Origin of the sequence: Salegentibacter salarius (assembly GCF_900168265.1) — a bacterium.
Taxonomy (GTDB): Bacteria; Bacteroidota; Bacteroidia; order Flavobacteriales; family Flavobacteriaceae; genus Salegentibacter; species Salegentibacter salarius.
In genome coordinates this window covers 18,059-41,176 of the sequence record NZ_FVZF01000023.1, presented here as the reverse complement: position 1 = coordinate 41,176, position 23,118 = coordinate 18,059, and the positions used below count along the sequence as shown (strand labels likewise).

26 protein-coding genes are annotated in these 23,118 nt (G+C 37.7%); 10 read left to right on the top strand and 16 right to left on the bottom strand.

Features of this window, described 5'->3' with window-relative positions:
- Positions 1 to 528 precede the first annotated feature (528 nt).
- The 3 genes from B5440_RS12335 (at position 529) to B5440_RS12325 (ending at position 4,858) form a co-directional block, all read left to right on the top strand.
- A complete protein-coding gene (locus B5440_RS12335; protein WP_070054091.1) occupies positions 529 to 3,348 on the top strand; it encodes a M16 family metallopeptidase in 2,820 nt (939 codons plus the stop codon).
- Positions 3,348 to 4,310: a calcium/sodium antiporter gene (locus B5440_RS12330; protein ID WP_070054092.1), complete on the top strand. Its 963-nt coding sequence runs from the start codon at positions 3,348 to 3,350 to the stop codon at positions 4,308 to 4,310. Before B5440_RS12335 ends, B5440_RS12330 begins: the two co-directional genes overlap by 1 nt.
- A gap of 113 nt (positions 4,311 to 4,423) precedes the next feature.
- Complete coding sequence (locus B5440_RS12325) at positions 4,424 to 4,858, top strand: hypothetical protein (RefSeq protein ID WP_070054093.1); 435 nt, start codon at positions 4,424 to 4,426, stop codon at positions 4,856 to 4,858.
- Here B5440_RS12325 and B5440_RS12320 read toward each other — a convergent pair.
- Both B5440_RS12320 and B5440_RS12315 read right to left on the bottom strand, forming a co-directional pair.
- Positions 4,855 to 5,190: a hypothetical protein gene (locus B5440_RS12320; RefSeq protein WP_070054094.1), complete on the bottom strand. Its 336-nt coding sequence runs from the start codon at positions 5,188 to 5,190 to the stop codon at positions 4,855 to 4,857. The genes B5440_RS12325 and B5440_RS12320 overlap by 4 nt on opposite strands.
- 75 nt (positions 5,191 to 5,265) lie before the next feature.
- Positions 5,266 to 5,679, bottom strand: a complete 414-nt coding sequence (locus tag B5440_RS12315) for a hypothetical protein (RefSeq protein ID WP_070054095.1) — start codon at positions 5,677 to 5,679, stop codon at positions 5,266 to 5,268.
- Between the two features lie 278 nt (positions 5,680 to 5,957).
- On the opposite strand from B5440_RS12315, the gene B5440_RS12310 reads away from it, so the two are divergent.
- Positions 5,958 to 6,248, top strand: a complete 291-nt coding sequence (locus tag B5440_RS12310) for a GIY-YIG nuclease family protein (protein WP_070054096.1) — start codon at positions 5,958 to 5,960, stop codon at positions 6,246 to 6,248.
- A 225-nt stretch (positions 6,249 to 6,473) separates the two neighbouring features.
- Positions 6,474 to 7,151, top strand: a complete 678-nt coding sequence (locus tag B5440_RS12305) for a TIGR02117 family protein (RefSeq protein WP_070054097.1) — start codon at positions 6,474 to 6,476, stop codon at positions 7,149 to 7,151.
- 20 nt (positions 7,152 to 7,171) lie between these two features.
- Here the strand turns inward: B5440_RS12305 and rimO are convergent, their stop codons facing one another.
- On the bottom strand, positions 7,172 to 8,521 hold the full coding sequence (gene rimO / locus B5440_RS12300; RefSeq protein ID WP_070054098.1) for a 30S ribosomal protein S12 methylthiotransferase RimO: 1,350 nt from the start codon (positions 8,519 to 8,521) through the stop codon (positions 7,172 to 7,174).
- A gap of 525 nt (positions 8,522 to 9,046) precedes the next feature.
- On the opposite strand from rimO, the gene B5440_RS12290 reads away from it, so the two are divergent.
- From B5440_RS12290 to B5440_RS12275, 4 genes are all read left to right on the top strand, one after another.
- Positions 9,047 to 10,180, top strand: coding sequence for a DmpA family aminopeptidase (locus B5440_RS12290; protein WP_070054100.1), 1,134 nt, complete (start codon positions 9,047 to 9,049; stop codon positions 10,178 to 10,180).
- Between the two features lie 148 nt (positions 10,181 to 10,328).
- Positions 10,329 to 10,835: a YkgJ family cysteine cluster protein gene (locus B5440_RS12285; RefSeq protein WP_070054101.1), complete on the top strand. Its 507-nt coding sequence runs from the start codon at positions 10,329 to 10,331 to the stop codon at positions 10,833 to 10,835.
- Positions 10,836 to 10,966: 131 nt separating this feature from the next.
- A complete protein-coding gene (locus B5440_RS12280; RefSeq protein ID WP_070054102.1) occupies positions 10,967 to 11,809 on the top strand; it encodes an aldo/keto reductase in 843 nt (280 codons plus the stop codon).
- Between the two features lie 216 nt (positions 11,810 to 12,025).
- Entirely contained in the window at positions 12,026 to 13,393 is a 1,368-nt protein-coding gene (locus B5440_RS12275; RefSeq protein WP_232756007.1) for an MltF family protein, read from the top strand.
- A gap of 68 nt (positions 13,394 to 13,461) precedes the next feature.
- Here the strand turns inward: B5440_RS12275 and B5440_RS12270 are convergent, their stop codons facing one another.
- The 13 genes from B5440_RS12270 to B5440_RS12205 form a co-directional block, all read right to left on the bottom strand.
- Positions 13,462 to 14,322: an aminotransferase class IV gene (locus tag B5440_RS12270; protein WP_070054104.1), complete on the bottom strand. Its 861-nt coding sequence runs from the start codon at positions 14,320 to 14,322 to the stop codon at positions 13,462 to 13,464.
- Positions 14,323 to 14,526: 204 nt separating this feature from the next.
- Positions 14,527 to 14,808: a hypothetical protein gene (locus B5440_RS12265; protein WP_070054105.1), complete on the bottom strand. Its 282-nt coding sequence runs from the start codon at positions 14,806 to 14,808 to the stop codon at positions 14,527 to 14,529.
- The gene (locus B5440_RS12260; protein WP_070054106.1) at positions 14,809 to 16,431 is read right to left on the bottom strand and encodes an amidase family protein; all 1,623 of its coding nucleotides are present in this window, start codon (positions 16,429 to 16,431) and stop codon (positions 14,809 to 14,811) included.
- An 80-nt stretch (positions 16,432 to 16,511) separates the two neighbouring features.
- On the bottom strand, positions 16,512 to 17,465 hold the full coding sequence (ftsY, locus tag B5440_RS12255; protein ID WP_070054107.1) for a signal recognition particle-docking protein FtsY: 954 nt from the start codon (positions 17,463 to 17,465) through the stop codon (positions 16,512 to 16,514).
- Between the two features lie 229 nt (positions 17,466 to 17,694).
- On the bottom strand, positions 17,695 to 17,847 hold the full coding sequence (locus B5440_RS12250; protein ID WP_070054108.1) for a DUF4295 domain-containing protein: 153 nt from the start codon (positions 17,845 to 17,847) through the stop codon (positions 17,695 to 17,697).
- Between the two features lie 6 nt (positions 17,848 to 17,853).
- Positions 17,854 to 18,036 carry a 50S ribosomal protein L33 gene (rpmG, locus tag B5440_RS12245; RefSeq protein WP_057480125.1) on the bottom strand — a complete coding sequence of 61 codons (183 nt, stop codon included), beginning with the start codon at positions 18,034 to 18,036 and terminating at the stop codon, positions 17,854 to 17,856.
- A 25-nt stretch (positions 18,037 to 18,061) separates the two neighbouring features.
- Positions 18,062 to 18,301, bottom strand: a complete 240-nt coding sequence (gene rpmB / locus B5440_RS12240; RefSeq protein ID WP_057480126.1) for a 50S ribosomal protein L28 — start codon at positions 18,299 to 18,301, stop codon at positions 18,062 to 18,064.
- 278 nt (positions 18,302 to 18,579) lie between these two features.
- Positions 18,580 to 19,842, bottom strand: a complete 1,263-nt coding sequence (locus B5440_RS12230; protein ID WP_070054110.1) for a competence/damage-inducible protein A — start codon at positions 19,840 to 19,842, stop codon at positions 18,580 to 18,582.
- Complete coding sequence (locus tag B5440_RS12225) at positions 19,839 to 20,180, bottom strand: Hpt domain-containing protein (RefSeq protein WP_070054111.1); 342 nt, start codon at positions 20,178 to 20,180, stop codon at positions 19,839 to 19,841. The genes B5440_RS12230 and B5440_RS12225 overlap by 4 nt, the downstream gene beginning before the upstream one ends.
- Positions 20,181 to 20,184: 4 nt before the next feature.
- A complete protein-coding gene (locus B5440_RS12220) occupies positions 20,185 to 20,799 on the bottom strand; it encodes a fumarylacetoacetate hydrolase family protein (RefSeq protein WP_070054112.1) in 615 nt (204 codons plus the stop codon).
- A 10-nt stretch (positions 20,800 to 20,809) separates the two neighbouring features.
- Positions 20,810 to 21,070 (bottom strand): hypothetical protein, encoded by a 261-nt coding sequence (locus B5440_RS12215; RefSeq protein ID WP_070054113.1) that lies wholly within the window; start codon positions 21,068 to 21,070, stop codon positions 20,810 to 20,812.
- 11 nt (positions 21,071 to 21,081) lie between these two features.
- On the bottom strand, positions 21,082 to 21,765 hold the full coding sequence (locus B5440_RS12210) for a carboxypeptidase-like regulatory domain-containing protein (protein ID WP_079711142.1): 684 nt from the start codon (positions 21,763 to 21,765) through the stop codon (positions 21,082 to 21,084).
- A gap of 6 nt (positions 21,766 to 21,771) precedes the next feature.
- Entirely contained in the window at positions 21,772 to 22,548 is a 777-nt protein-coding gene (locus B5440_RS12205; RefSeq protein WP_070054115.1) for a 3'-5' exonuclease, read from the bottom strand.
- Between the two features lie 132 nt (positions 22,549 to 22,680).
- Here B5440_RS12205 and B5440_RS12200 point away from each other — a divergent pair, with 132 nt between their 5' ends.
- Positions 22,681 to 23,100, top strand: coding sequence for a BLUF domain-containing protein (locus tag B5440_RS12200; RefSeq protein ID WP_070054116.1), 420 nt, complete (start codon positions 22,681 to 22,683; stop codon positions 23,098 to 23,100).
- Positions 23,101 to 23,118: the final 18 nt, after the last annotated feature.

The window sequence follows — 23,118 nt, the reverse complement described above, 5'->3', positions numbered from 1 at the left end:
GAAAATTTATTGCCACGAATGCACGAATAATTTTATAGAATTATCCTGCGAGTTTTCTTTTAACCTCGTAGGTATATTCCACTATCAATTTACTCGAATTCATTTGACCAAAGAAGGAAGAAGTAAAAATTTCAGGATTTTAAATCCCGGCATGAATTTGCTCTGAATCAAACCTACAAGTTTTTGAAAACCTTGCAGGATGTGGTTCTCCTGCGAGGTTTCTTTTAACCTCGTAGGTATTTTAGAAGGAAAGTTAAAAAAAAATTTTCCTATACTCATTTGTGGAGTTTTCTCTTACAATCTAATATAAACCACAAACGCTAAACAGGTAGTGTAATTCCCAACAAAAGATTGCCGCGCCACGTAAAAACAGGTCTCGCAATGACAAAACCTAATATTCGTGTATTCGTGGCATTTTTTAGTATAGATTGCCGCGTCCTGCTATCGCAGTCCTCGCAATACCACAAATGATTTATTCTGAAATAATCGAAATAAACACTAATTTTGGGTAGCTAAAACTTCATCTTAATGAAATTCAGAATTATACTTTTACTGCTTTGCAGCTTTGCGCTTTCCTCAACTATTCAATCCCAGGAATCAACCGATTTCAATGTAGATTTTGAAACTTTTACTCTGGAAAACGGCTTAAATGTCATTTTTCATATCGATAAATCAGATCCCGTAGTAGCTGTAGCTTTAACTGCTCACGTGGGTTCTGCCCGGGAAAAAGAAGGCCGTACCGGTTTCGCACATCTTTTTGAGCATTTGCTATTCTTAGAATCTGAAAACCTTGGGAAAGGAGGACTTGATAAACTGAGTGCTAGAATTGGCGGTTCTGGCGCCAATGGTTCTACCAGCCGAGATCGTACCAATTATTTTCAAACCGTACCAAAAGACGCTCTGGAAAAAATGATCTGGGCTGAAGCCGATAAACTTGGTTATTTTATAAATACCGTAACCGAACCCGTACTTGCCAAAGAAAAACAGGTAGTAAAAAATGAAAAAAGACAGGGTGTAGATAATCGCCCTTACGGCCATACCATGTATGTTCTGGATAAAAACCTATATCCTGAAGATCATCCTTACAACTGGCAGGTAATTGGTTCCTTAGAAGACCTTCAGAATGCCACGCTGCAAGACGTAAAGGATTTTTATAACCGCTGGTATGTTCCCAACAATGTAACGCTTACCATCGCCGGGGATTTTGACAGGGATCAGGCCAAAGAATGGGTTCATAAATATTTTGATGAAATCCCACGTGGCCCAGAAGTATCCCGCCAGGAAAAACAAATGGTGGAGCTGGATGAAACAAAAAAATTGTATTACGAAGATAATTTCGCCAGTCTTCCAGAGTTAACCCTAGCCTGGCCAAGCGTTTATTCTTATCACGAAGATTCTTATGCGCTTGAAGTTTTAGCGAATTATTTAAGCGATGGAAAAAACGCTCCGCTTTATCAACACCTGGTTGCAGAAAAAGAACTTACAGATCGCGTACAAATGTTTAATTATACTTCAGAATTAGCGGGACAACTAATGCTCCAGGTTACCGCTTATAACGAAGTTGATTTAGATTCTGTAGAAAATTCAGTTTTTGAAACCTTTAAAAAGTTTGAAGCCGAAGGTATTCCGCAGCGTGACTTAGAGCGTATTAAAGCGCAGCAGGAAACCAATTTTTACAATAGCCTTTCCAGCGTTTTAGGAAAAGGATTCCAACTGGCTCAATATCAAATTTTCGCCAACGATCCGAATTATATCAATAAAGACGTAGAAAAAATACTGGCTGTTACTTCAGAAGATGTTATGCGGGTTTACCAGGAATATATTAAAGATCAACATTTTGTAGCGACCAGTTTTGTGCCGCAAGGTCAAACCGAACTTGCCTTAGAAAACTCTGAAGAAGCTGAAGTTGCAGAAGAAAAAATAGTTGAAAATGCCGAAGAAGAAGTTAATGCTTCTACAGATGTTTCTTACGAAAAAACTCCTTCCAGTTTTGACCGTAGTATAGAACCGCCCTATGGCAGCACTCCGCAATTGAACGCACCCGATATATGGAAAAAAACACTTCCTTCCGGACTTAAACTTTACGGAATTACCAATAATGAAGTTCCTTTAGTAAAATTCAGCCTGGAAATGCAGGGCGGTCTATTGCTTGAAAGTCCAGATAAAGTTGGAGTTTCTAATCTATTAGCCAATTTAATGACTAAAGGCACTAAAAATAAAACTCCTAAAGAACTGGAAGAAGCCATTCAGTTATTAGGCGCAGATATTCAAGTAAATGCTCAGGATGAAAAAATGGTTTTAAGCGGAAGTACACTTGCTAAAAACTATGCGAAAACTATAGACCTGGTACAGGAGATCTTATTGGAACCTCGTTGGGATTCTACCGAATTTAAACTTATAAAACAACAGGCGCTTAGCCGAATTCAAAGACAGGAAGCCGATCCTAACAGTATTGCCAATAACGAATTCAGAAAGCTTATTTATGGCGAAAACCATATTTTAAGTCAAAATAATTTAGGAACTGAAGCTTCGGTAAAAGCCATTACTTTAGAAGATGTAAAAAATTATTATTCCGAAAATCTTTCCCCAAAGCGCAGTGTTTTTCACGTAGCCGGTGCTATTCAAAAAGAGGAAGCGGTTAAAGGAATACGTGGACTCTCAGTTGCCTGGCCGCCTAAATCGGTTAAAATGCCAGAGGTTGCTCAACCTCAGCTTCCGCAGAAATCGCAGATCTATTTCTATGACGTACCCGGCGCAAAACAGTCGGTTATAAGATTTGGGGCTCCTGCCCTGGCCGCTACCGATGATGATTTTTATGCAGCAGAAGTTATGAATTACCGTTTGGGCGGCGGCGGCTTTGCCTCACAGCTCACCCAGGAATTACGAGAAGGAAAAGGTTATACCTATGGAATTCGCTCAGGCTTTAATGCAGGAAAAAATAAAGGTGCATTTTTAATTTCCAGCGGGGTAAGAACTAATATTACTTATGATGCCGTAAAACTAATTAAAGAAATTATTGAAGATTATCCTTCTAGTTTTGATGGCGAAGATATGGAAGTAACCCGCGGATTTATGATAAAGAGTAACGCCAGAAAGTTCGAAACTTTAAATTCTAAGTTAGATATGCTAAGCGAAATAAGCACTTTTGGCCGCGATGAAAACTTTATAAAGCAAAGAGAAAAAACAGTAAACGAACTTACGGTTTTAGATATTCGAGAACTCGCGGAAAAGTATATTAACCCTGAAAAAATGTATTTTTTAATTGTGGGCGATGCCGAAACCCAAATGGATAAACTGGAAAATCTTGGTTTAGGAAAACCTGTTCTATTAAATAATACTGAAGAATAATGCTGGTTCCTGTACTTTTACTTGTTTTAGGCCTGGTTATTTTAATTTTTGGAGCGAATTATATGGTTGATGGCGCCTCTGCCCTCGCCAAAAAATTCAATATTTCAAATCTTGCTATCGGTCTCACCATTGTAGCTTTTGGAACTTCGGCGCCGGAGTTGGTGGTGAATAGTTTTGCCGCCGCTGATGGCTATTCTGATATTGTTTTTGGAAACGTGATTGGCAGTAATAACTTCAACCTGTTTATTATTCTTGGAATTACCGGACTTATTACTCCGCTGGCAGTGCAATCCAGCACCGCCTGGAAAGAGATCCCTATTTCGCTTATCGCCGTGGTCATTCTCTTTATGATGGTTAACGACCAAATTATTTCGCCTGATCAAACAAGTCTTTTAAGTAATTTTGACGGATTTATTTTACTATTTTGTTTCCTGGCTTTTCTATTTTATGTCTATAAGCAACTTAAAAATGATGATGTAGCCGAAGAAGATAATATTAAACTCCTTTCTCCTTTAAAAACAACAATTTTTATAATTGGAGGTCTTGCCGGACTTGTTCTGGGCGGACAACTGGTGGTGAATAATGCCATAGATATTGCCGAAAATATGGGAATTAGTCAGAAAATTATTGGGCTTACGGTGGTTGCGGCAGGTACTTCTCTTCCCGAATTGGCAACTTCTATAGTGGCTGCCACTAAGAAAAATGCTGATATAGCCGTAGGAAATATTATTGGTTCTAATATTTTCAACATCTTCCTAATTCTTTCTACGGCCTCCCTGATAAAATCCATTGATTTTAACCTGAATTTCAACCAGGATCTTTATATTCTTGCCGGAGGTACTCTTTTTCTTCTTCTGGCTATGTTCACGGGAAAAAGGAAACGCTTAGACCGCTGGGAAGCTTTAATTTTACTGGTTTTTTACTTAGGTTACACCACCTATTTAATAATGCAGGAATTGTAATTTATTGAGTAAGAAATTGTAAAAAATAGCAGATAAAAACGGTCACGAGTTGCTTGCTGATTTTTATAAATTTCTTCTCATTTTCGAAATTTTAATTCAATTAATTTAGCTGAATGAAAAAGATATTTTTACTCCCCGCGGTAGCATTATTGCTTAGTTGCACTAATGAAGCGGAAAAGGAAAAGACAGAATTGCGAATAGACAATTTTGAAGCTGAGGTTACTGAACTTAAGATTGAAAAAGACTCACTGGAAAAAGAATTAGAATTACTGAAAAGTAGAAATCCTGTAGTTTTCAGCAAAGATTTTGATTCCCTGGAAAAGCCGGAAGTGTATATAGTAGAAGCCCTGGAAAGAAATTCACAGCTTATACCCGAAAAATCTGTTTTAGGAGGTACGATGCGCTTTATAGATACCGAAATTCTAAATCAAAGATTTATCTGGGCTGCTTATGAAGACGGTCACTTAGCCGGCGAAGCAATTTTTCAATATAAATTAAACGAAGCCGATAGCGTTGACTTTAAACTAATTTCGGAAGTTAATAATTAAGCAACGGCTGGGTTGGCAAATTTCTCCCGAAGTAAGTTCAGATCTTCTTCAGTAAATCCTTTTAATTCAACCATATCTCCGGTAGCCCTGGGCGCCTTTATAATCAGGTTATAACTGCTTAAATGAATATTTACCTCGGGTCCAAAATAATAGGTCTTTGGTTTTTGATGTAATCTCGCAATAATCAATTTTTCTTCGTCCCAGGCGATATATTCAGTGTTTCTACCTCTTTGTTTAAAAGCAAGAAAAGCATATAGCAAACCGGAAATCAGATACAGGGAAGAGATTAAATATCGCCCTGAATCAGAATTCAAGTAAAAAGCGAGGCCCATTGACAGCCAGAAAAATGCAAAGATATAATTGAGATTCCTTTTAAAGAAATTGACCTTTTCTCTATTCTTTCCATATCAGGCGGTAGCCAAGTTTTGTTCGGGAATTAATTCGGTTTTTAGTTTTTCAATATCGACCTCGGAATAGCCTTTAAGCTCGACCATAGTTCCACCTGCAGGTCCAGATTTTATGGTCAGGTTAGTGGCCGAAACATTTATACCATCAATATTTCGCCAATTATAAGATCTGGTACTCTGTTGCCATTCGCTGATCTCTATTTTTTCATTATCCCAGCGAATGAATTCTAAGGGCAGGTCGTTTTTGAAGTACCCATATCCGGCTCCTATTAATCCGACGATAGTGTAAGGATAAGCAATGAAATCATTCCCTCCGACCAAGATAAGAGCTATGCCCATACCTAACCAGAAACCACCGGTGATATAAAAATAGTTTCTTCGGAAAAAACTGACCTTTTTAGAAATTTGTGGCATAGGTTTTAGAATATCGAAAGAAAGATAATAAATTTTTTAAAGTTTGAGTTCACGATACGGTTTCTTCGACTATCGTCTCAAAAACCTACTCGACCTGACGAAACACCCTGAAAAATATAAAAATTTTAAACTGAAATTACGCGTCACTTCGAGTGAGCCCGATGGTAATCGGGTTTGTATCGAGAAGTTCTCGATACGATTTCTTCGACTACGGTCTCAAAAATCTACTCGAACTGACGTGAGAATTTAGTAACTTAATATTCCTTTAAAACGGCAGAATGAAAATAAGCTTTGTATATATTTTGGAATGTGCTGATAACACCTATTACACTGGAGTTACTTCTAACCTTGAAAAAAGAATGATTGAGCATAACACCGGAGCTCATTCCGCAAGTTATACCGCTAAAAGGAGACCTTTAAAACTGGTATTCTTCGCAGAATTTTCAGATATCAACTTTGCCATAATGCGGGAAAAGCAAATTAAAAAATGGTCTCGAGCCAAAAAGAAAGCGTTGATAAATGGGAGGTTTGAAAACTTACCGAATCTGGCTAAGAAATACTTCACTTAGTTCTCGATACAGTTTCTTCGGCTACCGCCTCAAGAACCTACTCGAACCGACGTAGCACCCTGTAAAAAATAAAATATGAAGATGAAATAACGCGTCACTTCGAGTGGTCCCGATGATAATCGGGATTGTATCGAGTTCTCGATATAATTTCTTCGGCTACCGCCTTAAAATCTACTCGAAATGACGATATTCTTATAAATAGGAAATAATTCATAATTTAAAACGATGAAACAAGCTTTACGCTACTTCTTCAAATTCCTTTTGATCCTAATATCTCCGGCTGTTGTTTATCTGGTGATGGCACTAATTGGTTCGTTAATTCCTGTGAATTCTAATCCTGGATCTAAAAACGAGAAAATTGATATTTATCTTTATAAACAGGATATGCATACCGATATTTTGCTACCGGTAAAGTCGGAAATTATAAAATGGGATTGGATTTTTAAACCGGAACATAGCTTATCAAATCCTCAGAATTCGGAATTTATCGGGTTTGGCTGGGGTGATCTTAATTTTTATAGAAATACACCACAATGGGAAGATCTAAAACTGGATGTGGCTTTTAAAGCGCTTTTTCTAAGATCACAAAGTGCACTACACACTCGATTTTATCAAAAAATACCAGTTTCAGAAAACCTGGTAAAAATTTCAGTTTCAGAAGATCAATATAAAAAGCTAACTGAATATATTCTGGAAACTGTAAACGCTGAAAATAAGGGAGAAATTCAACCTATTTCAGGTTTACACTACTATCAGGATGATGCGTTTTATTTAGCTGAAACTTCTTTCCACCTTTTTAAAACCTGCAATACCTGGACAAATTCCGCATTAAAAGCCTCCGGACTTAAAGCCTGTTTATGGACACCTTTTCCGCAGGGTATATTTTTTCAGTATAGAAATTGAAAGTTACCGGTCTACGAACTTTATACCGTTTTAACCTTCAACTCTTTTCTTACCGGTTTTGGCGCTTCGTGAATTGGTTCAGCATACAAATCGAAATCGGCAGCATCGGTCACTTTAACTTCGTAAAATTCCCCGGTTTTTAGATAAATTGAACTCGCATCTATTAAAACTTCGTTATCCACATCAGGCGAATCAAACTCGGTTCTACCTACAAAGTAGTTTCCTTCTTTTCTATCGATCACCACTTTAAAGATCTGACCAATTTTCTGTTGGTTTAGCTCCCAGGAAATCTGGCTTTGTATTTCCATAATCTGGTTGGCGCGATCTTGTTTTACCTCTTGCGGCACATCGTCTTCCAAATTATAAGCGTGTGTGTTTTCTTCGTGAGAATAAGTAAAGCAACCTAAACGCTCAAAGCGCATCTCCTCAACCCAATTTCTCATTTCCTCAAACTGCTCCTGGGTTTCTCCCGGATAACCAACAATAAGTGTGGTTCTAATAGCCATTTCAGGAACATATTTCCTGAAATCTTTTAGCAGTTTTGTAGTTTTTTCGCTCGTAGTTCCGCGGCGCATAGATTTCAACAATTCAGTATTGATATGCTGCAACGGAATATCTATATAATTACAAATCTTAGGCTCACGCTTCATCACATCCAGTACATCCATTGGGAAACCGGTTGGAAATGCATAATGCAAACGAATCCACTCAATGCCTTCAACCTTAACAAGGTTTTCAAGCAATTCGGCTAAATTTCTTTTCTTGTAGAGATCAAGCCCGTAATAGGTTAGATCCTGTGCGATAAGAATTAATTCTTTTACGCCATTAGCCGCAAGATTTTTAGCTTCTGTAACCAGATCTTCAATCGGAGTCGATTTATGGCCACCACGCATAAGCGGAATAGCGCAAAAAGAACAGGGCCTGTCACAACCTTCAGCAATTTTAAGATAAGCGTAATTCTTAGGTGTGGTCGTTAGACGCTCCCCAAGCAATTCGTGTTTATAATCTGCTTCCAGCGCTTTTAGTAAGCCGGGAAGTTCTGTAGTTCCAAAATACTGGTCTACATCAGGAATTTCTTTTTGGAGATCTGGTTTGTACCGCTCGCTTAAACACCCGGTTACAAAAACTTTATCAACTTCTCCCTGTTGTTTCTGTTCTACAAACTCCAGGATGGTATTCACCGATTCTTCTTTGGCGTTGTCTATAAATCCGCAGGTATTAATCACCACAATATTGCCGTCCTGCTCGTGCACCACGTCTTTATTGTTGCCCTTAAGCTGCCCCATCAACACCTCACTATCATACACATTCTTGCTGCAACCAAGGGTTACTACATTAATACGGTTCTTCTTTATCGACTTTGTCCTCATAATATTCTATTTTCAAAGCTCTTAGACCTCACAGGTTTTGAAAACCTGTGAGGTCTTCATTGGTTTCCCAAAAGCGGGTGCAAAGATACAATCTATAATTTGAACTACAGCAGGTTAATATTGAAAGGAATAACTTCTTCATTCACATTCTTTTTTCTTGTTATTTCCACTTGAATCCTAGTCGGTTTTAATCTGCCCTTCATTTAGCTCACAGTTTCTATTCAATAAATATGGGTTCGTGAACCTATCGGTTTCTTTTGCTCGTCCAAAAGAAACGAAGCAAAGAAAAAGACGCCTTTTTCAAGGAATTTTTTGGCAAAATGCCAAAAACCGTGACCAAAACCCCGCGGATGCCCGATTGAAAAAATCGACCATCCTGAATCTCGGGGTTTTGTCCACATATTCTGCGAAAAAGGATGTACAAAAGTAAGCCGTTGAAAAAAATCCTTCTAATAATTTCGAAAATTACCATTCAAAGTATTTTGTAACTTTCCACTTTATGAAAATTTAAGAATCCAGTTATCAATGAAAAATTCCCTCCTGCTCACTTCATTAGTATTTTTAATGCTGAATACGTTAACCGCACAGCAGCGTGTAGAAGAAATTCCGCTGAAAATTGGGGTGATGCAAAGAGGAGCCTTAAACGCGATCACCGATGTTGAAGGTGTAAAAGTTGGGCATACTACGCTGATAAAAGGCGATTCGGTGCGTACCGGCGTGACGGCTATTCTTCCGCACGGAGGAAATATTTTTCAGCAGAAAGTACCCGCAGCGGTTTTTGTGGGAAATGGTTTCGGAAAACTGGCTGGCAGCACACAAATTAATGAACTGGGAAACCTGGAAACCCCGGTGATCCTTACCAACACCTTAAACGTTCCCACCGCGATGGATGCGGTGATAAAATATACCCTAAACCTGCCCGGAAATGAAAACGTGCGTTCGGTAAATGCCGTGGTTGGCGAAACTAACGATGGCTATTTAAACGATATCCGCGGGCAACATGTGAAAAATGCTGACGTAATTTCAGCGATCCAAAATGCGAAAACCGTTGCAGTGGCTGAAGGAAACGTTGGCGCCGGCACGGGCACCATCGCTTTTGGTTATAAGGGCGGGATTGGCACAGCTTCCCGAAAACTGCCCGAAAGCCTGGGCGGATATACTTTAGGCGTTTTGGTACAAAGTAATTTTGGCGGGGTTTTGCAAATTGCCGGCGTACCCGTGGGACAAAAGCTGGGAAACTACAGTTTTAGCAATAATTTACAGAATAATGTAGACGGTTCCTGTATGATGGTAGTCGCTACCGATGCGCCACTGAACAACCGAAACCTGGAACGCCTGGCTAAACGAGCCTTCCTCGGACTGGCAAAAACCGGGGGAATCGCTTCCAACGGCAGCGGCGATTATGTGATCGTTTTTTCTACCGCCAAAGGAATGAGAATTCCTTATAAAATAGAGACCAAAACCTTAACACAGGAAGTAGTGCCCAACGACTTAATGTCTCCACTCTTTATGGCCGCCATTGAAGCTACCGAAGAAGCCATTTTAAATTCTTTATTTATGGCTGAAACCACTACGGGTTTTAAAGGCCGAACTATAAAAGCTTTACCTAAAGAGGAAGTTTTACAATACTTAAAAGAAGCCGGGATTTTGGAAGATTAGCACTAAGAATATTTTAATTATTACACCAGGTCTAAAGAATTTAAATTAAAAACAAATACGGAAATTATACCTGCGCAAACGGCTATGTTTATACTACATTAGCCGGATATGAATAAGAAAATATTAAATAGCTTAAAAATCAGGAAATATGAGTGACCCAACAAATATCTGTTTGTCTTGTGGTCTCTGTTGTGATGGCACTTTAATTGGTTTTGTACAGCTGGATACTGAAGAGCTGGCACCAGTAAAACAGCTGATGGATATTGAACAAACGGGTAAAAATGGAATGTTTTTTCTACCCTGTAATGAACTTGGCTGCAATGGTTGTAATATTTATTCTCAAAGACCAAAAGCCTGTAGAAATTTTGAGTGTGGAGTTTTGAAATCTGTCGAAAAAAAGGAGTTGAGTTTTGATAAGGCTACTGATGTGATTGAGGTAGTTAAACAAAAAAAGATAGCCATTGAAAAACACGTAGCAACACTACAGATTGAACTACAATCCAAATCATTTCACTTTAAAATGCTCGAATTGAAAAAGTTGCTTCGGAAAGATAAGTCTGAATTATCCTTCTCACAAAGCCATCAGGAATTAATAGTGGAGCTCGAGGCACTTGAAAAGTTAATAACAAAGAGTTTTGGTGTTTCGTTTTTGTAAACAACTTCAGAGCAAGCTCAAGAAGCATTATTATTAGTAGCCTCGGAACAGTTAATCTCGATTATCCAGTAAAACTAACCGGTGATATAAACGGCTTATAAAAAAACATTTAAGAATTTAAAGAAAGAATTATGAAGAAATTAAACTTAAATGATGGACAAAAAATACCAATAGTAGGCTTCGGCACCTACAAAGCTACAGACCAGGAGGGAATTGAAGCAGTCTCCACTGCTATTTCCAGTGGCTATTCGCTAATAGATACGGCAGCAATTTATGGAAATGAAGATGCTGTTGGAAAAGGAATAAAAGCTAGCGGTGTTGCAAGAGAAGACATTTTTATAATTACTAAATTATGGCGTGAAAGTTTAGGTTATGAATCAACCAAAAAGGAATTTGAGAAATCCCTAAAAAGACTTGATCTAGACTACATTGATCTCTATTTGATTCACTGGCCTGCCAATGCTAAAAATTATGCCAACTGGCAAAAAACCAATGCCGATACCTGGCGAGCAATGGAAGAATTACAGGCTGAAGGCAAAATAAAATCTATAGGAGTAAGTAATTTTTTTGAAGAACATCTAGAGGCTTTATTTGAAACTGCAAAGGTAATTCCTGCTGTTAATCAAATAGAATTTCATCCCGGATATTGGCAACAGGAATTAGTTTCCTACTGTAAAAAACAGAATATAACATTGGAGGCATGGTCTCCTTTGGCCAGAGGGAAAGTATTTGAAAATGAAGTTTTGAAAGCAATCGCCAAAAATCATAATAGATCGGTTTCGCAGGTCTGTTTGCGATGGATTATACAACATGAGGTAATTGTAATCCCAAAATCTACAAACCCAGAAAGAATTCAGGAAAATATAGAGCTGTTCGATTTTGAACTGACATCAGCTGAAATGGAAAAAATAGATCAGCTTCCTGAAATGGGTTTCAGTGGCGAACTACCTAACATTTGGCCAGATAGAGTTTAAAAAGTTCTTTAAATACACACGAAGTTTTTTATAATACGGGGCAATTTAAAGCGCTTAAACAAGTGTCAAGACCTCATTTTTTTAACATTTTTTTACGTAGCTCGCTTATTTTTTCGTATTTTGAAGGCTATGATCTTAAAGAAGTGTACTTTTTTCATTGTTTTTCTTATAATTTTATCAGGTTGTTCTCAAGGAGATAATAGTGCAAGTAGTGCAATGTTTGGAAGCAAACCAGACACCAAACCTTATAAAATTTCTAAAGACTTAGAGGCCATAAAAGAAGATGGCGTTTTACATGCGATAACCATCTACAATTCCACAAGCTATTTTTTATATAAAGGAATGCCTATGGGCTTTGAGTATGAGTTATTATCTCGCCTCGCCAAAAACTTAGGTTTAAAGCTTAAGATCACCATAGCTGAAGATATCGATGACTTATTTGATATGTTGAACAATGGCAAAGGGGATATCATTGCCTATGGGTTAACCATAACCGAACCAAGAAAAAAACTCGTAAGCTTCACAGAAAATCACTACGTAACACACCAGGCTTTAGTACAGCGGATGCCCTCTAACTGGCGCTCCCTGCCCGGCTACAAAATCGATAAACAACTCATTTCAAACACGCTAGAATTAAGCAACGATACCGTTTGGGTTAGGGAAAATTCATCTTATGCTGAAAGAATTAAAAACTTAGAAAATGAGATTGGTGCTGAAATTCCGGTAGCACATATTAACGGAAATGTCACTACAGATGAAATAATTAAAATGGTAGTGGATGGTGAAATTGAAAGAACCGTTGCAGATCACAATATTGCATCTATCAACAAAACCTACTACCCTATCTTAAATATTGACACCCGCGTTTCGTTTTCGCAACGTATAGCCTGGGCGGTAAGACAGAATTCCCCCGACTTGCTAAAGGCGATAAATAAGTGGATAAACAAAGAGAAAAAGTCAGACGATTATTATGTGATTTATAATAAGTATTTTAAAAATACCAGGTCTAACAGAAGCAGGATTAAAAGCGATTTTTACAGCAAAAACAGCAACAAGATTAGTAAATACGACGACATCATTAAAGAAAATGCTTCTGAATTAGGATGGGACTGGCGCTTCCTTTCTTCCCAGGTATACCAGGAATCAAGGTTTGATCCTACAGCAGAGTCGTGGGCAGGTGCAACCGGCTTAATACAACTAATGCCGGCTACGGCAAAAGAAGTTGGTGTGAGCAACAATTATAATCCAGAACAAAATATAAGAGGAGGCGTAAAGTATTTAGACAGGATGCGCGATAATTTTGAAGCTGTTGAGGACTCTATTCAAAAAGTAAAATTCACGCTAGCTGCTTTTAACTGTGGTGCAGGTCATGTATACGATGCTATGCGCCTGGCTGAGAAAAATGGTAAAAATCCCAATATATGGGACGAAAATGTAGAAGAATATATACTGAAATTAAAAGACAGGAAATACTACCTGGATGATGTGGTTAGACACGGTTTTGTTCGAGGAAGAGAACCATACAACTATGTAAGGGATATATTTTTACGCTACGAGCATTATAAAAAATTTATTGAAGAATAAATTCTGTCTTGAAACTGGTGATAAATCATTCTGTCTCTTAAAAAAATGTCTCTTATGTATAGCAAACATTAGCCTCTAGTCCTTTCAATAAAAACCTTTTGTAATTTCCTGGTAATACTATCCTTTCTGGCGGTATAAACTTTTTTATTCTTGTGGGTAATGGAGCTTACAGGAATAATCTGCGTGGTGGTGCCGGTGACAAAAATTTCTTCTACCTCTACCAGTTCATCAATATGCACCGCTTTTTCAACTACCTTTATGTTTAAGTCGGCACAAATATTAATCACTTCTGCACGAGTAACGCCAGAGAGAATCTCGGGACCTTCGGGATGAGTATGGAGCACACCGTATTTTACAAAAAACAGGCTGGAGTGTGAACCTTCGGTAAAATATCCTTTGCGTACCAGCAGGTTTTCAGCAAAACCAGCAGCAATAGCTTCTTCGTTGGCCATCACATTCGCCAGTAGCGCTGTCGATTTAATATCACAACGATGCCAGCGTTTATCTTCAGTAGCCATAACATCCCAGGTCTTTTTTTCAAAACCTTCCAGGGTCACTGGAAAAGCATACAGTAAAATACTGGTTTCAATCTTTTCGGGAACAAAGTGACTTCTGGCTGCAGTTCCCCTACTTACCTGGATATAAACCGCAGCATCTGTTTCATTTAGATTAAGGCGGTCTAAGGCTTCATACATCAAATTCTCCAATGAAAATGCATCAAAAGCTACTTGTATTTGATCCAGGGAATATTGAAGGCGTTTTAGGTGCTCCTTCAACTTAAAAGCTTTGCCTTTATAAAATGGAGTTACTTCATAAACACCATCGCCAAACATAAACGCCCGGTCAAAAACCGAAACAAAAGCTTCATCTGGTTTTAGCCATTTTCCGTTTAAATAAACTTCCGAAGGATACTTCTTTTCAGGTTTCATAGTAATAGATTTGTTCTCCGTAAAAAGTCATAATTTAAAATGGTCGTCATCCTGTCCCGACGCTTCGGGATGTTTCAGAGCCTGCTCCGAAATTTATTCGGAGATCTAAGTTGAGTGTATCGTATTGCTATGTTAGATGCTGAAATAAATTCAGCATGACGATTTATTAATGATTTTGATCTTATAAGTAAAAACAGACATACATTAACTAAAATACTGATGCAATTGCTGCAACCATTGTATTTCGTAATAACGCACAATACTGATTATAATTACACCGGCAGCTACATACACCCAGGAGTAGCTATCTCTTTTTAGCATAATTCCACCTATTACCGCAAAGACCACAAAAGGAATAGCCATAATAAGATTTGGCAAGGGCCAGGCATCACTAAATAACACCGCAATGATCTTCATCGCACCATAAAAAATACTGTAAAATAAAATGATCTTACTTATTAGCGCTTTTAAATTTCGTTGCTTCATTTACTCGTAATTTTCTGGAGATCTCCGGCGATTAGTAGCATTTTCGAAAGCTAATGCCCATTGGTATAACTTATCTTCTTCAGATGTTTTTGCAAAGAAAGTCAAGCCTTTTGGCGCACCCTCTTCGTTATAACCCATAGGAACAGTAATAGCAGGATAATGAGCTACCGCGGCAAAACCGGCATGATAATTATTGATAGATAAAATTCCATCTAAATTGTGCTCTTTCATTGGAGCATCAAAATACTTTTTACCCTTTGCGCTTAATTCAGTTTTTATGGAATCCAGGGTAGCATTATCTGCTGAATCTTCTATGATTCCGGTAAATAAAGACTGTCCATAAGGCATTCTTGCGGTAGAATCTTCATTATTGAATTTCACAATATCATCTACGGAAGAAAAACCGGTTTCACCACCATATTTTTCAAAATATTCAGGCAGATCTTTTTTCATATCCAGGCTTAATAAGCGAAGAAAATTATCCATTTGAACTTCTTCGGCTTCAAATTCTACAATTTCAGCTCCTAAATCTTTTAAATCCTGCACAGCACGATAATAAAGGGAATCTTCCATTAATTCTTTAAAAGCGCCGAAGCGTTTTCCTTCCAGGTTTTGATTTTCAAGATTAAAATCAGCGTTTTTCACTTCTACTGACGCAGCGTCTTCTTTATCTTCACCGATCATTGCTGAATACATGATCGCGTTGTCTATCACAGATTTTGTGATTGGCCCGGGCGTATCCAGGTAACTCGAAATAGGAACAATCCCACCCCGACTTAAATTCCCGATCGTAGGTTTTAAACCTACCACAGAGTTTTGACTTGAAGGTGAAAGAATTGAACCAGAAGTCTCTGATCCTACCGCTACCGGAGCCAAATTAGCAGCCACGGCAACAGCACTACCCGAACTGGAACCACCGGTATCAAAAATCTTTCTACCGTAAGGGTTTAAAGTCTGTCCTCCAACTGCTGAATATCCGCTTGGGCAATCGTTACAAAAGAAATAAGCCCATTCGCTTAGATTGGCTTTCCCTAAAATTAGCGCACCGTTTTCTTTTAATTTCTGAACAATAAAAGCATCTTCGGTGTGGTTATTTTCCAAAGCTAAAGCCCCGGCGGTAGTCGCCATATTTTCTGTATTGATATTATCTTTAAGCAAAATCGGAATTCCGTAAATAGGGTGATTTTCTGCAGCATTTTTGAGCTCCTCATCCTTTCTCTCTGCCTCTTCAAGTAAATTAGGATTTAAGGAAATCACCGAATTTAAAGAAAGTTCATTTTCGCGGTCAAATTGCTGAATTCTATAGAGATAGAACAGGGAAAGTTCTTTATAAGTAAGCTTTCCATTTTTAATAGCCGACTGGATTTCGGGAATATTCTTATCAAAAATAAGCGGTTTCAGCTCGTTATATTTTTCTTCAGAAAATTGAGCTAAATCGCTTTTAAAAGGTGCCCATAAAGAATCCTGGGAAATATTCTTAGAATCTAAAACTTTAAATTCCATTTCCTTTTCAGTTTCTAGCGAATCTGTTTCAGGATTATTTTCGAGATTTTCTTTAGATTTTTGATCGTTTCCGCAGGAAATTAAAGCCGGAAGTAAAAGAAGGAATAAAAGTTTTTTCATCTAATTATAAATTTCAAAGGGAGCAAAGTAATTCGCTACTTATAGCAATTCAAATTATTTGTTTCCAGCATCAAACTGGTTTATTGTTTAAAGAAAGAATCTACAAATTCATATTTATTAAAAACCTGTAAGTCTTCAATACCCTCGCCTACTCCAATATATTTCACAGGAATTTGAAATTGATCGCTAATGCCAATTACCACACCGCCTTTTGCCGTTCCATCCAGCTTTGTGACAGCAAGTGAAGTCACCTCTGTAGCCGCTGTAAACTGTTTTGCCTGCTCAAAAGCATTCTGACCTGTAGAACCATCTAAAACCAATAAGACTTCGTGAGGCGCATTAGGAATCACCTTTTGCATTACACGTTTTACCTTGGATAACTCGTTCATTAAATTCACCTTATTATGCAATCTCCCGGCGGTATCTATTAATACAACATCGGCACCTTGTTTTACAGCACTTTGTACGGTATCAAAAGCTACGGAAGCCGGATCGCTTCCCATTTTTTGACGTACAATTGGCACATCGGTTCTATCGGCCCAGATTTGTAACTGGTCTATTGCAGCTGCTCTAAAGGTATCGGCAGCTCCTAAAACTACTTTTTTACCGGCACTTTTAAATTGATGTGCAAGTTTCCCGATTGTAGTGGTTTTCCCCACACCATTTACACCAACTACCATAATTACGTACGGTTTTACATCTGGCAACTGGATATTTGCGGCTTCCCCGGTTTCGGTTTCTGAAAGTAACCCGGCAATCTCTTCGCGAAGTATTTTGTTAAGCTCCTCTGTGCCCAGGTATTTATCGCGAGCCACTCGTTCTTCAATTCTATTAATCACCTTAATAGTGGTAGCCACGCCTAGGTCACTACTAATTAATACATCTTCTAGATCATCTAAAACCTCTTCATCTACTTTAGATTTTCCGGCTACAGCCTTACTCATCTTAGACATAAAGCTGGTCTTAGATTTCTCCAGCCCTTTATCCAGGTTTTCCTTTTTGTCTTTTGAAAATATCTTTTTAAATAAACTCATTTTTTGGAAGGTTTAAAATCAACAAACTCCGGAAATGCGCTTCCGAAATTTTTCGTTGTAAATATACGTAAATTACTTCGAGGCCAGCCCACGGAGCATTAAGAAGACTAATTTACAATTTCGAGATAAATCCAGGAATATTTAAATCTCGATTATCGAGTAAAAACAAAAAGCCGTCCAGAGATTATCCAGACGGCTTCGTAAATGTTTTCAAGGAAGTTTGCTCGAATTACTTTTTCTTCAAAAAGTCGTTCACGTCTTCCGGAGCCATAATTTGTTCAACAAAAGTATAGGCACCAGACTTTGGAGATTTAACCATTTTTATTGCTTTGGTCAATCTCTTAGACCCTGTTTGTATCGATGCTACTGATTTCTTAGCCATAACTTATTATTTTATCTCTTTATGAACCGTCATTTTCTTAAGGATTGGATTAAATTTCTTTAATTCCATCCTGTCCGGCGTATTCTTTTTATTCTTGGTAGTAATGTATCTTGATGTTCCCGGTTGTCCGGTAGCTTTATGCTCTGTACACTCTAGTATAACCTGTACCCTGTTTCCTTTCTTTGCCATTGTAATGTGTTTTTATGCTTAAGGATTATTTTTTCAAAAATCCTTTTTCTCTTGCCTCTTTAATTACGGCAGAGATGCCTTTTTTATTAATATCTTTAAGTGCAGATGTAGATACCTTTAAAGTGACCCATTTATCTTCCTCAGGAATAAAAAAACGTTTCTTTACCAAATTGGCATTAAATCTACGTTTGGTTTTGTTCATAGCGTGAGAAACATTGTTCCCAACCATTGCTCTTTTACCAGTAAGTTCACAAACTCTTGACATTGCTCTATTCTTTTCTCGTTATTTCAAAACAGGCTGCAAATTAACGATTTTTTCACCTAACAAACAATATTAATTTAAAAAAATATTCAAGGTTTCTGAAATTTTCCCGGCCATCCAATCTTTTAGCCGGAAACTCGCTGTTTACCTCCTGTTGGAAGGATCTCAATATATAGGTTCGTTTAAATTTTAGCAATTCAGGTTGTTCAAAAATATTTAAACTTCTGAATTTCAAATCTTCCAGAAGGCAAATTTAAACTTTTAAACCGAAATTTAAGCTCTTATGGATGCGTTTTAACCTCCTGAAACAGTTCTTCCCTAATCAATTCAATACTCTTATTTACCGCTTTGCCAATCACTTTATCGCGATGATTCCCAAAGGTGAATTTTTTAGCATAAACTTTATCTGGGGTTGCAATTCCTATAAATACAGTGCCAATATCGGCATCGCTATCGCCTTTAGCCGGGCCGGCATTTCCAGTGGTAGAGATCGCATAATCGGTTTTAAAGATCTCCCGAACATTTTTAGCCATAGCCATAGCTACTTCTTCGCTTACTACAGAATGTTCTTCGATTAACTTCTTATCAATTTTCAGCACATCTACTTTAGAACTCGTGGCATAACTCACCACACTGCCTTTGTAATAATTGGAAGCCCCCGGTGGGGTCGCAAATAAACTACCCAATCTTCCTCCTGTACAACTTTCGGCTGTAGCAATGGTCGCTTTGTTCTTTAAAAGTAATCTTGAAATTTGTATTTCCACCGGTTCATCATCTTCATAACCTACAATGATGTCGCCAATAATACTATGAAGATCGCTAATAAGACTTTCTACACTATTCTTTAGATGTTCTTCATTGTCGCCTTTAGCAGTTAAGCGCAAACGTACGCGCCCCAAATTTGGCAAATAAGCCAACCTGATATATGGCGGCAAGCCATCTTCCCAGGCTTCAATTTTATCAGCAATGGCGCTCTCTCCCATTCCGTAGGTTAAAACGGTTTTATGCAAGATCACCGGCCTTTTAAAATTTTGCTGAAGCCGTGGTATTACCTCATCTTCAATCAAAGCTTTCATTTCGAATGGCACACCAGGCAAAGACACATAAGCTTTGCCTTCACTTTCAAACCACATTCCGGGCGCTGTTCCGAATTTGTTCATCAAGGCCAAAGCTTTTGACGGCAACATGGCTTGTTTTCTATTTAGATCGGAAATTGGAGTGTCTATATATTTCTCAAAGAGAAATTCTATATGTTTGAGCACCTCCTCGTTTTTCACGAGTTTGTCCTCAAAAAATTCACATAAACAATCTTTAGTAATATCGTCTTTGGTAGGTCCTAATCCACCGGTAATGATTATGATATCGGCTCGAACTTTGGCTTCGTTTAAAGCTTCCAGGATATGACTTTTCTCATCTTCTACCGTAGAAATTTGTTTTACCGAGATCCCAATTTTATTGAGTTCTTTCGCGATAAAAGCTGAATTGGTATCTACGATCTGCCCGATAAGGATCTCATCTCCAATGGTAATTATCTCTGCTTTCATTCCAGCTCAAAATCTCTTTTAAGGGCAATACTGGCCACATTTACCTTTTTGGTGATCTTAGTGGCCGCTTCAGGCACATCGTCTTTTTTCTTCCCGGCTTTTGCCCAGGATTCTATCACTTTTACTTCTTCCATAAGTTCTAAACCAAAAAGTTGCAAGTTTGGTTTCATTTTATGGGCATATTGATAAGCAAGCGTTGGGTTATCATTAGAAATAGCATCGTTCATCGCCTCTACATCTGGCGGAATTTCCTCTAAAAAAGTCTGCACCACCACCTTCATGAAATCATCGTCACCACCGGCCATTTCTTTAACTTCACTTAAATTGTAGTTGCTCATATCGCTATTTTGTTTGAATTGAAAAAATTTGTTTGTCTTCTATAAAACCTGTCAATCTATCTTCTGCGGAAACCTTGCCAACTCCGGCCGGGGTTCCTGTAAATATAATATCGCCTATTTTTAAGGTGAAAAATTGGGAAACATAAGCAATTAGTTCATCAATTTTCCAAAGCATAAACTCTGTGTTGCCTTTCTGAACAGTTTCTCCGTTATTCTCTAAACTAAAGTTAAGCATATTTATATCGGCTACCGAATCTTTAGCTAACCATTTTTCGCCTATAACTGCGGCGCCATCAAACGCTTTTGCCTTTTCCCATGGCAAACCTTTTTCCTTTAATTTTTGCTGAAGATCTCTGGCGGTAAAATCTATCCCAAGGCCAATTTCATCATAATATTTATGAGCAAATTTCTCCTGAATATGTTTTCCTACTTTTTTGATCTTTACCAAAACTTCTACTTCATAATGTACTTCTTCAGAAAAATCTGGTATAAAAAAAGGCTGTTTTTTTAATAAAATGGAAGTATCAGGTTTTAGAAAGATCACCGGATCTTCTGGTTTTTCATTCTGTAATTCAGAAATATGATCGGTATAATTTCTACCTATACAAATTATCTTCATGCTTCAATAATTAATCGGTTAGGGTGATTTTAAAGGCCGGCGCCGGAAGTTCTCCTTTAAAAACCGAATGAGAATTATCTAATTTATTCATTTTTTTCCAACCATTAGTATCCTTAAAAAATGAATTGAAATTTTCATCCTCCTCTTCCAGCACACCTTTAAAAACCGGTAAATATTTAACTACCTTAAAATCTTCGTAAATAAGCGTATCGGTTTGCCTATAAACACGGTAGTCTTTTTCTTCAATATACTTGTTTTCTTCAATAAACAAATGTTCTACCGCTAAAAAAAACCTTCTTTTGGTATGGGAATTCGATACCTAAGCATTGGAATTTTAGTTTTAAAACGGTGATCGCCGCGTTCTATAATTAAATTCGAGGTTAACAAGTCTCCATTTGGTTTTCCGTCTTCGCCAACTTCTAGTATTCTTAACCTGAATTTCGATTTTTTATTCATTTTTATATCAGTAGAAAAAAACCTCACCTCTACCTCCTCCAAAAAACAGCCTGCCTTAAAATTTTCGGGTCTTGTATAGTAGCGCGCTACCATACTTGGAAACTGTCCGCCGCTAAAATTCCCCAAACCTATACTTTCCCTTCCGCGGAAATCATTGATCTTTTCAGAATTATTTTCGGTGATATTATATAACTGAACTTCAGAAAGTGAATTTACAGCTGGGTCCAATTTTACAACCCTGCTATTAAGATCGGCGAGCTTTATATTCTTTGTTTTAAAACCTACATAACTAAATTTTAAGCTAGCTGAAGTATCGACACCTTTTAATACAAAAGAAAATCTTCCCTGCGCATCTGTAGAAGTGCCTTTATGTTCTTCCTCTAAAACAATATTCACATAGGCTAAGGCTTGCGAAGTAACGGCATCTACCACCTGACCTACCACACGATTTTCCTGGGCTATAGAAAACTTGCAGCACAGCAAAAACAGTACGATAAAGGTTTGCTTCATTGCTTATTAGGACAATTTATTATTCAGCTTTCTTAGCTTTATAGCGGTAAGCACTTTTTTGGTGTACAGCGGGAAATCGGCATTCTGGATCCAACCGTAATAACCGGGTTCGTCTTCCAGTACTTTTTCTACATTTTTACCTTTAAATTTTCCGAAAGCAAAAACTTCTTCTCCTTTTTTATCGAACGCAATAAATCCTGCGAAATCAGCAAAACGTTTCCTGGAAGAATAATCGGCCAGGTATTTCATATCATTTTGCAAATCTTCATAGCGGTCTAATTGAGATTTTAAAACTTCGTAAGTAGCCGTAGTATCAGCTTCGGCACTGTGGGCGTCTATTAGATCTTTTCCGCAGTAAAACTGATAAGCAGCTGCTAAAGTTCTTTGTTCTTTTTTATGAAAAATGGTTTGAACATCTACTGCCACCACGTTTTTCATTTCAAAATCTACTCCGGCCCGTAAAAGTTCTTCTACCAACAAAGGAATATCAAAACGATTAGAATTATAACCTCCAAGATCGCATCCTTTTATCATATCATGAACCTGCGAAGAAAGTTCTTTAAAAGTAGGCTCATTAGCTACTTTTTCATCTGAAATCCCGTGAATAGCAACAACTTCTTTGGGAATAGGCATTTCAGGATTCACCAGCCAGGTTTTGCTTTCCTTGTTTCCGTTGGGAAAAACTTTAAAAATGGCAATTTCTACAATACGGTCTTTCGCCACATTTGTTCCTGTAGTTTCCAGGTCAAAAAAACAAATGGGTTTGGTTAAGTTTAATTCCATAAAAGGAGCTTGATTTTGGGGATAAAGATACTATAATTTATGAGCTTTGCTTTTCCAGAAACTTGCAATTTAAGCTCTTTTGAACAAAAATAAATTACATTTTTTACCTTTGAATTTATCAAAAGAAACAGAATGCTTAAATATATTGCGTACGTAAGCAGGCAAAGTCACGTGATCACTGATAAGGCTTTAAAAGAATTGCTTGAAAAAGCGCGAAATAACAACACTGCGATTACAGTTACCGGAATGCTGATCTATTTTCAGGGAACTTTTATTCAATATATTGAAGGAGAAGAAGAAAATGTTGATTGGCTGTATAGTAAAATAGCTAAAGACAAACGCCACCAAAACATAACTGAACTGGATTCTGGCTTCAGTAAAGAAAGAGCCTTTTCTGACTGGTCTATGGCCTTTAAAAAGCTACAAAAAGATGAAGCTTTTGAAATTCTTGGTTATAAAGACCTGGAAACAGAGCAGCTTTTTGACAATTACCAAAGCCCAGATGAGCATCCTGCTTTAAACCTATTAAATAACTACGTAAAGAATCTTTGAATACGATATCAAAAAGCT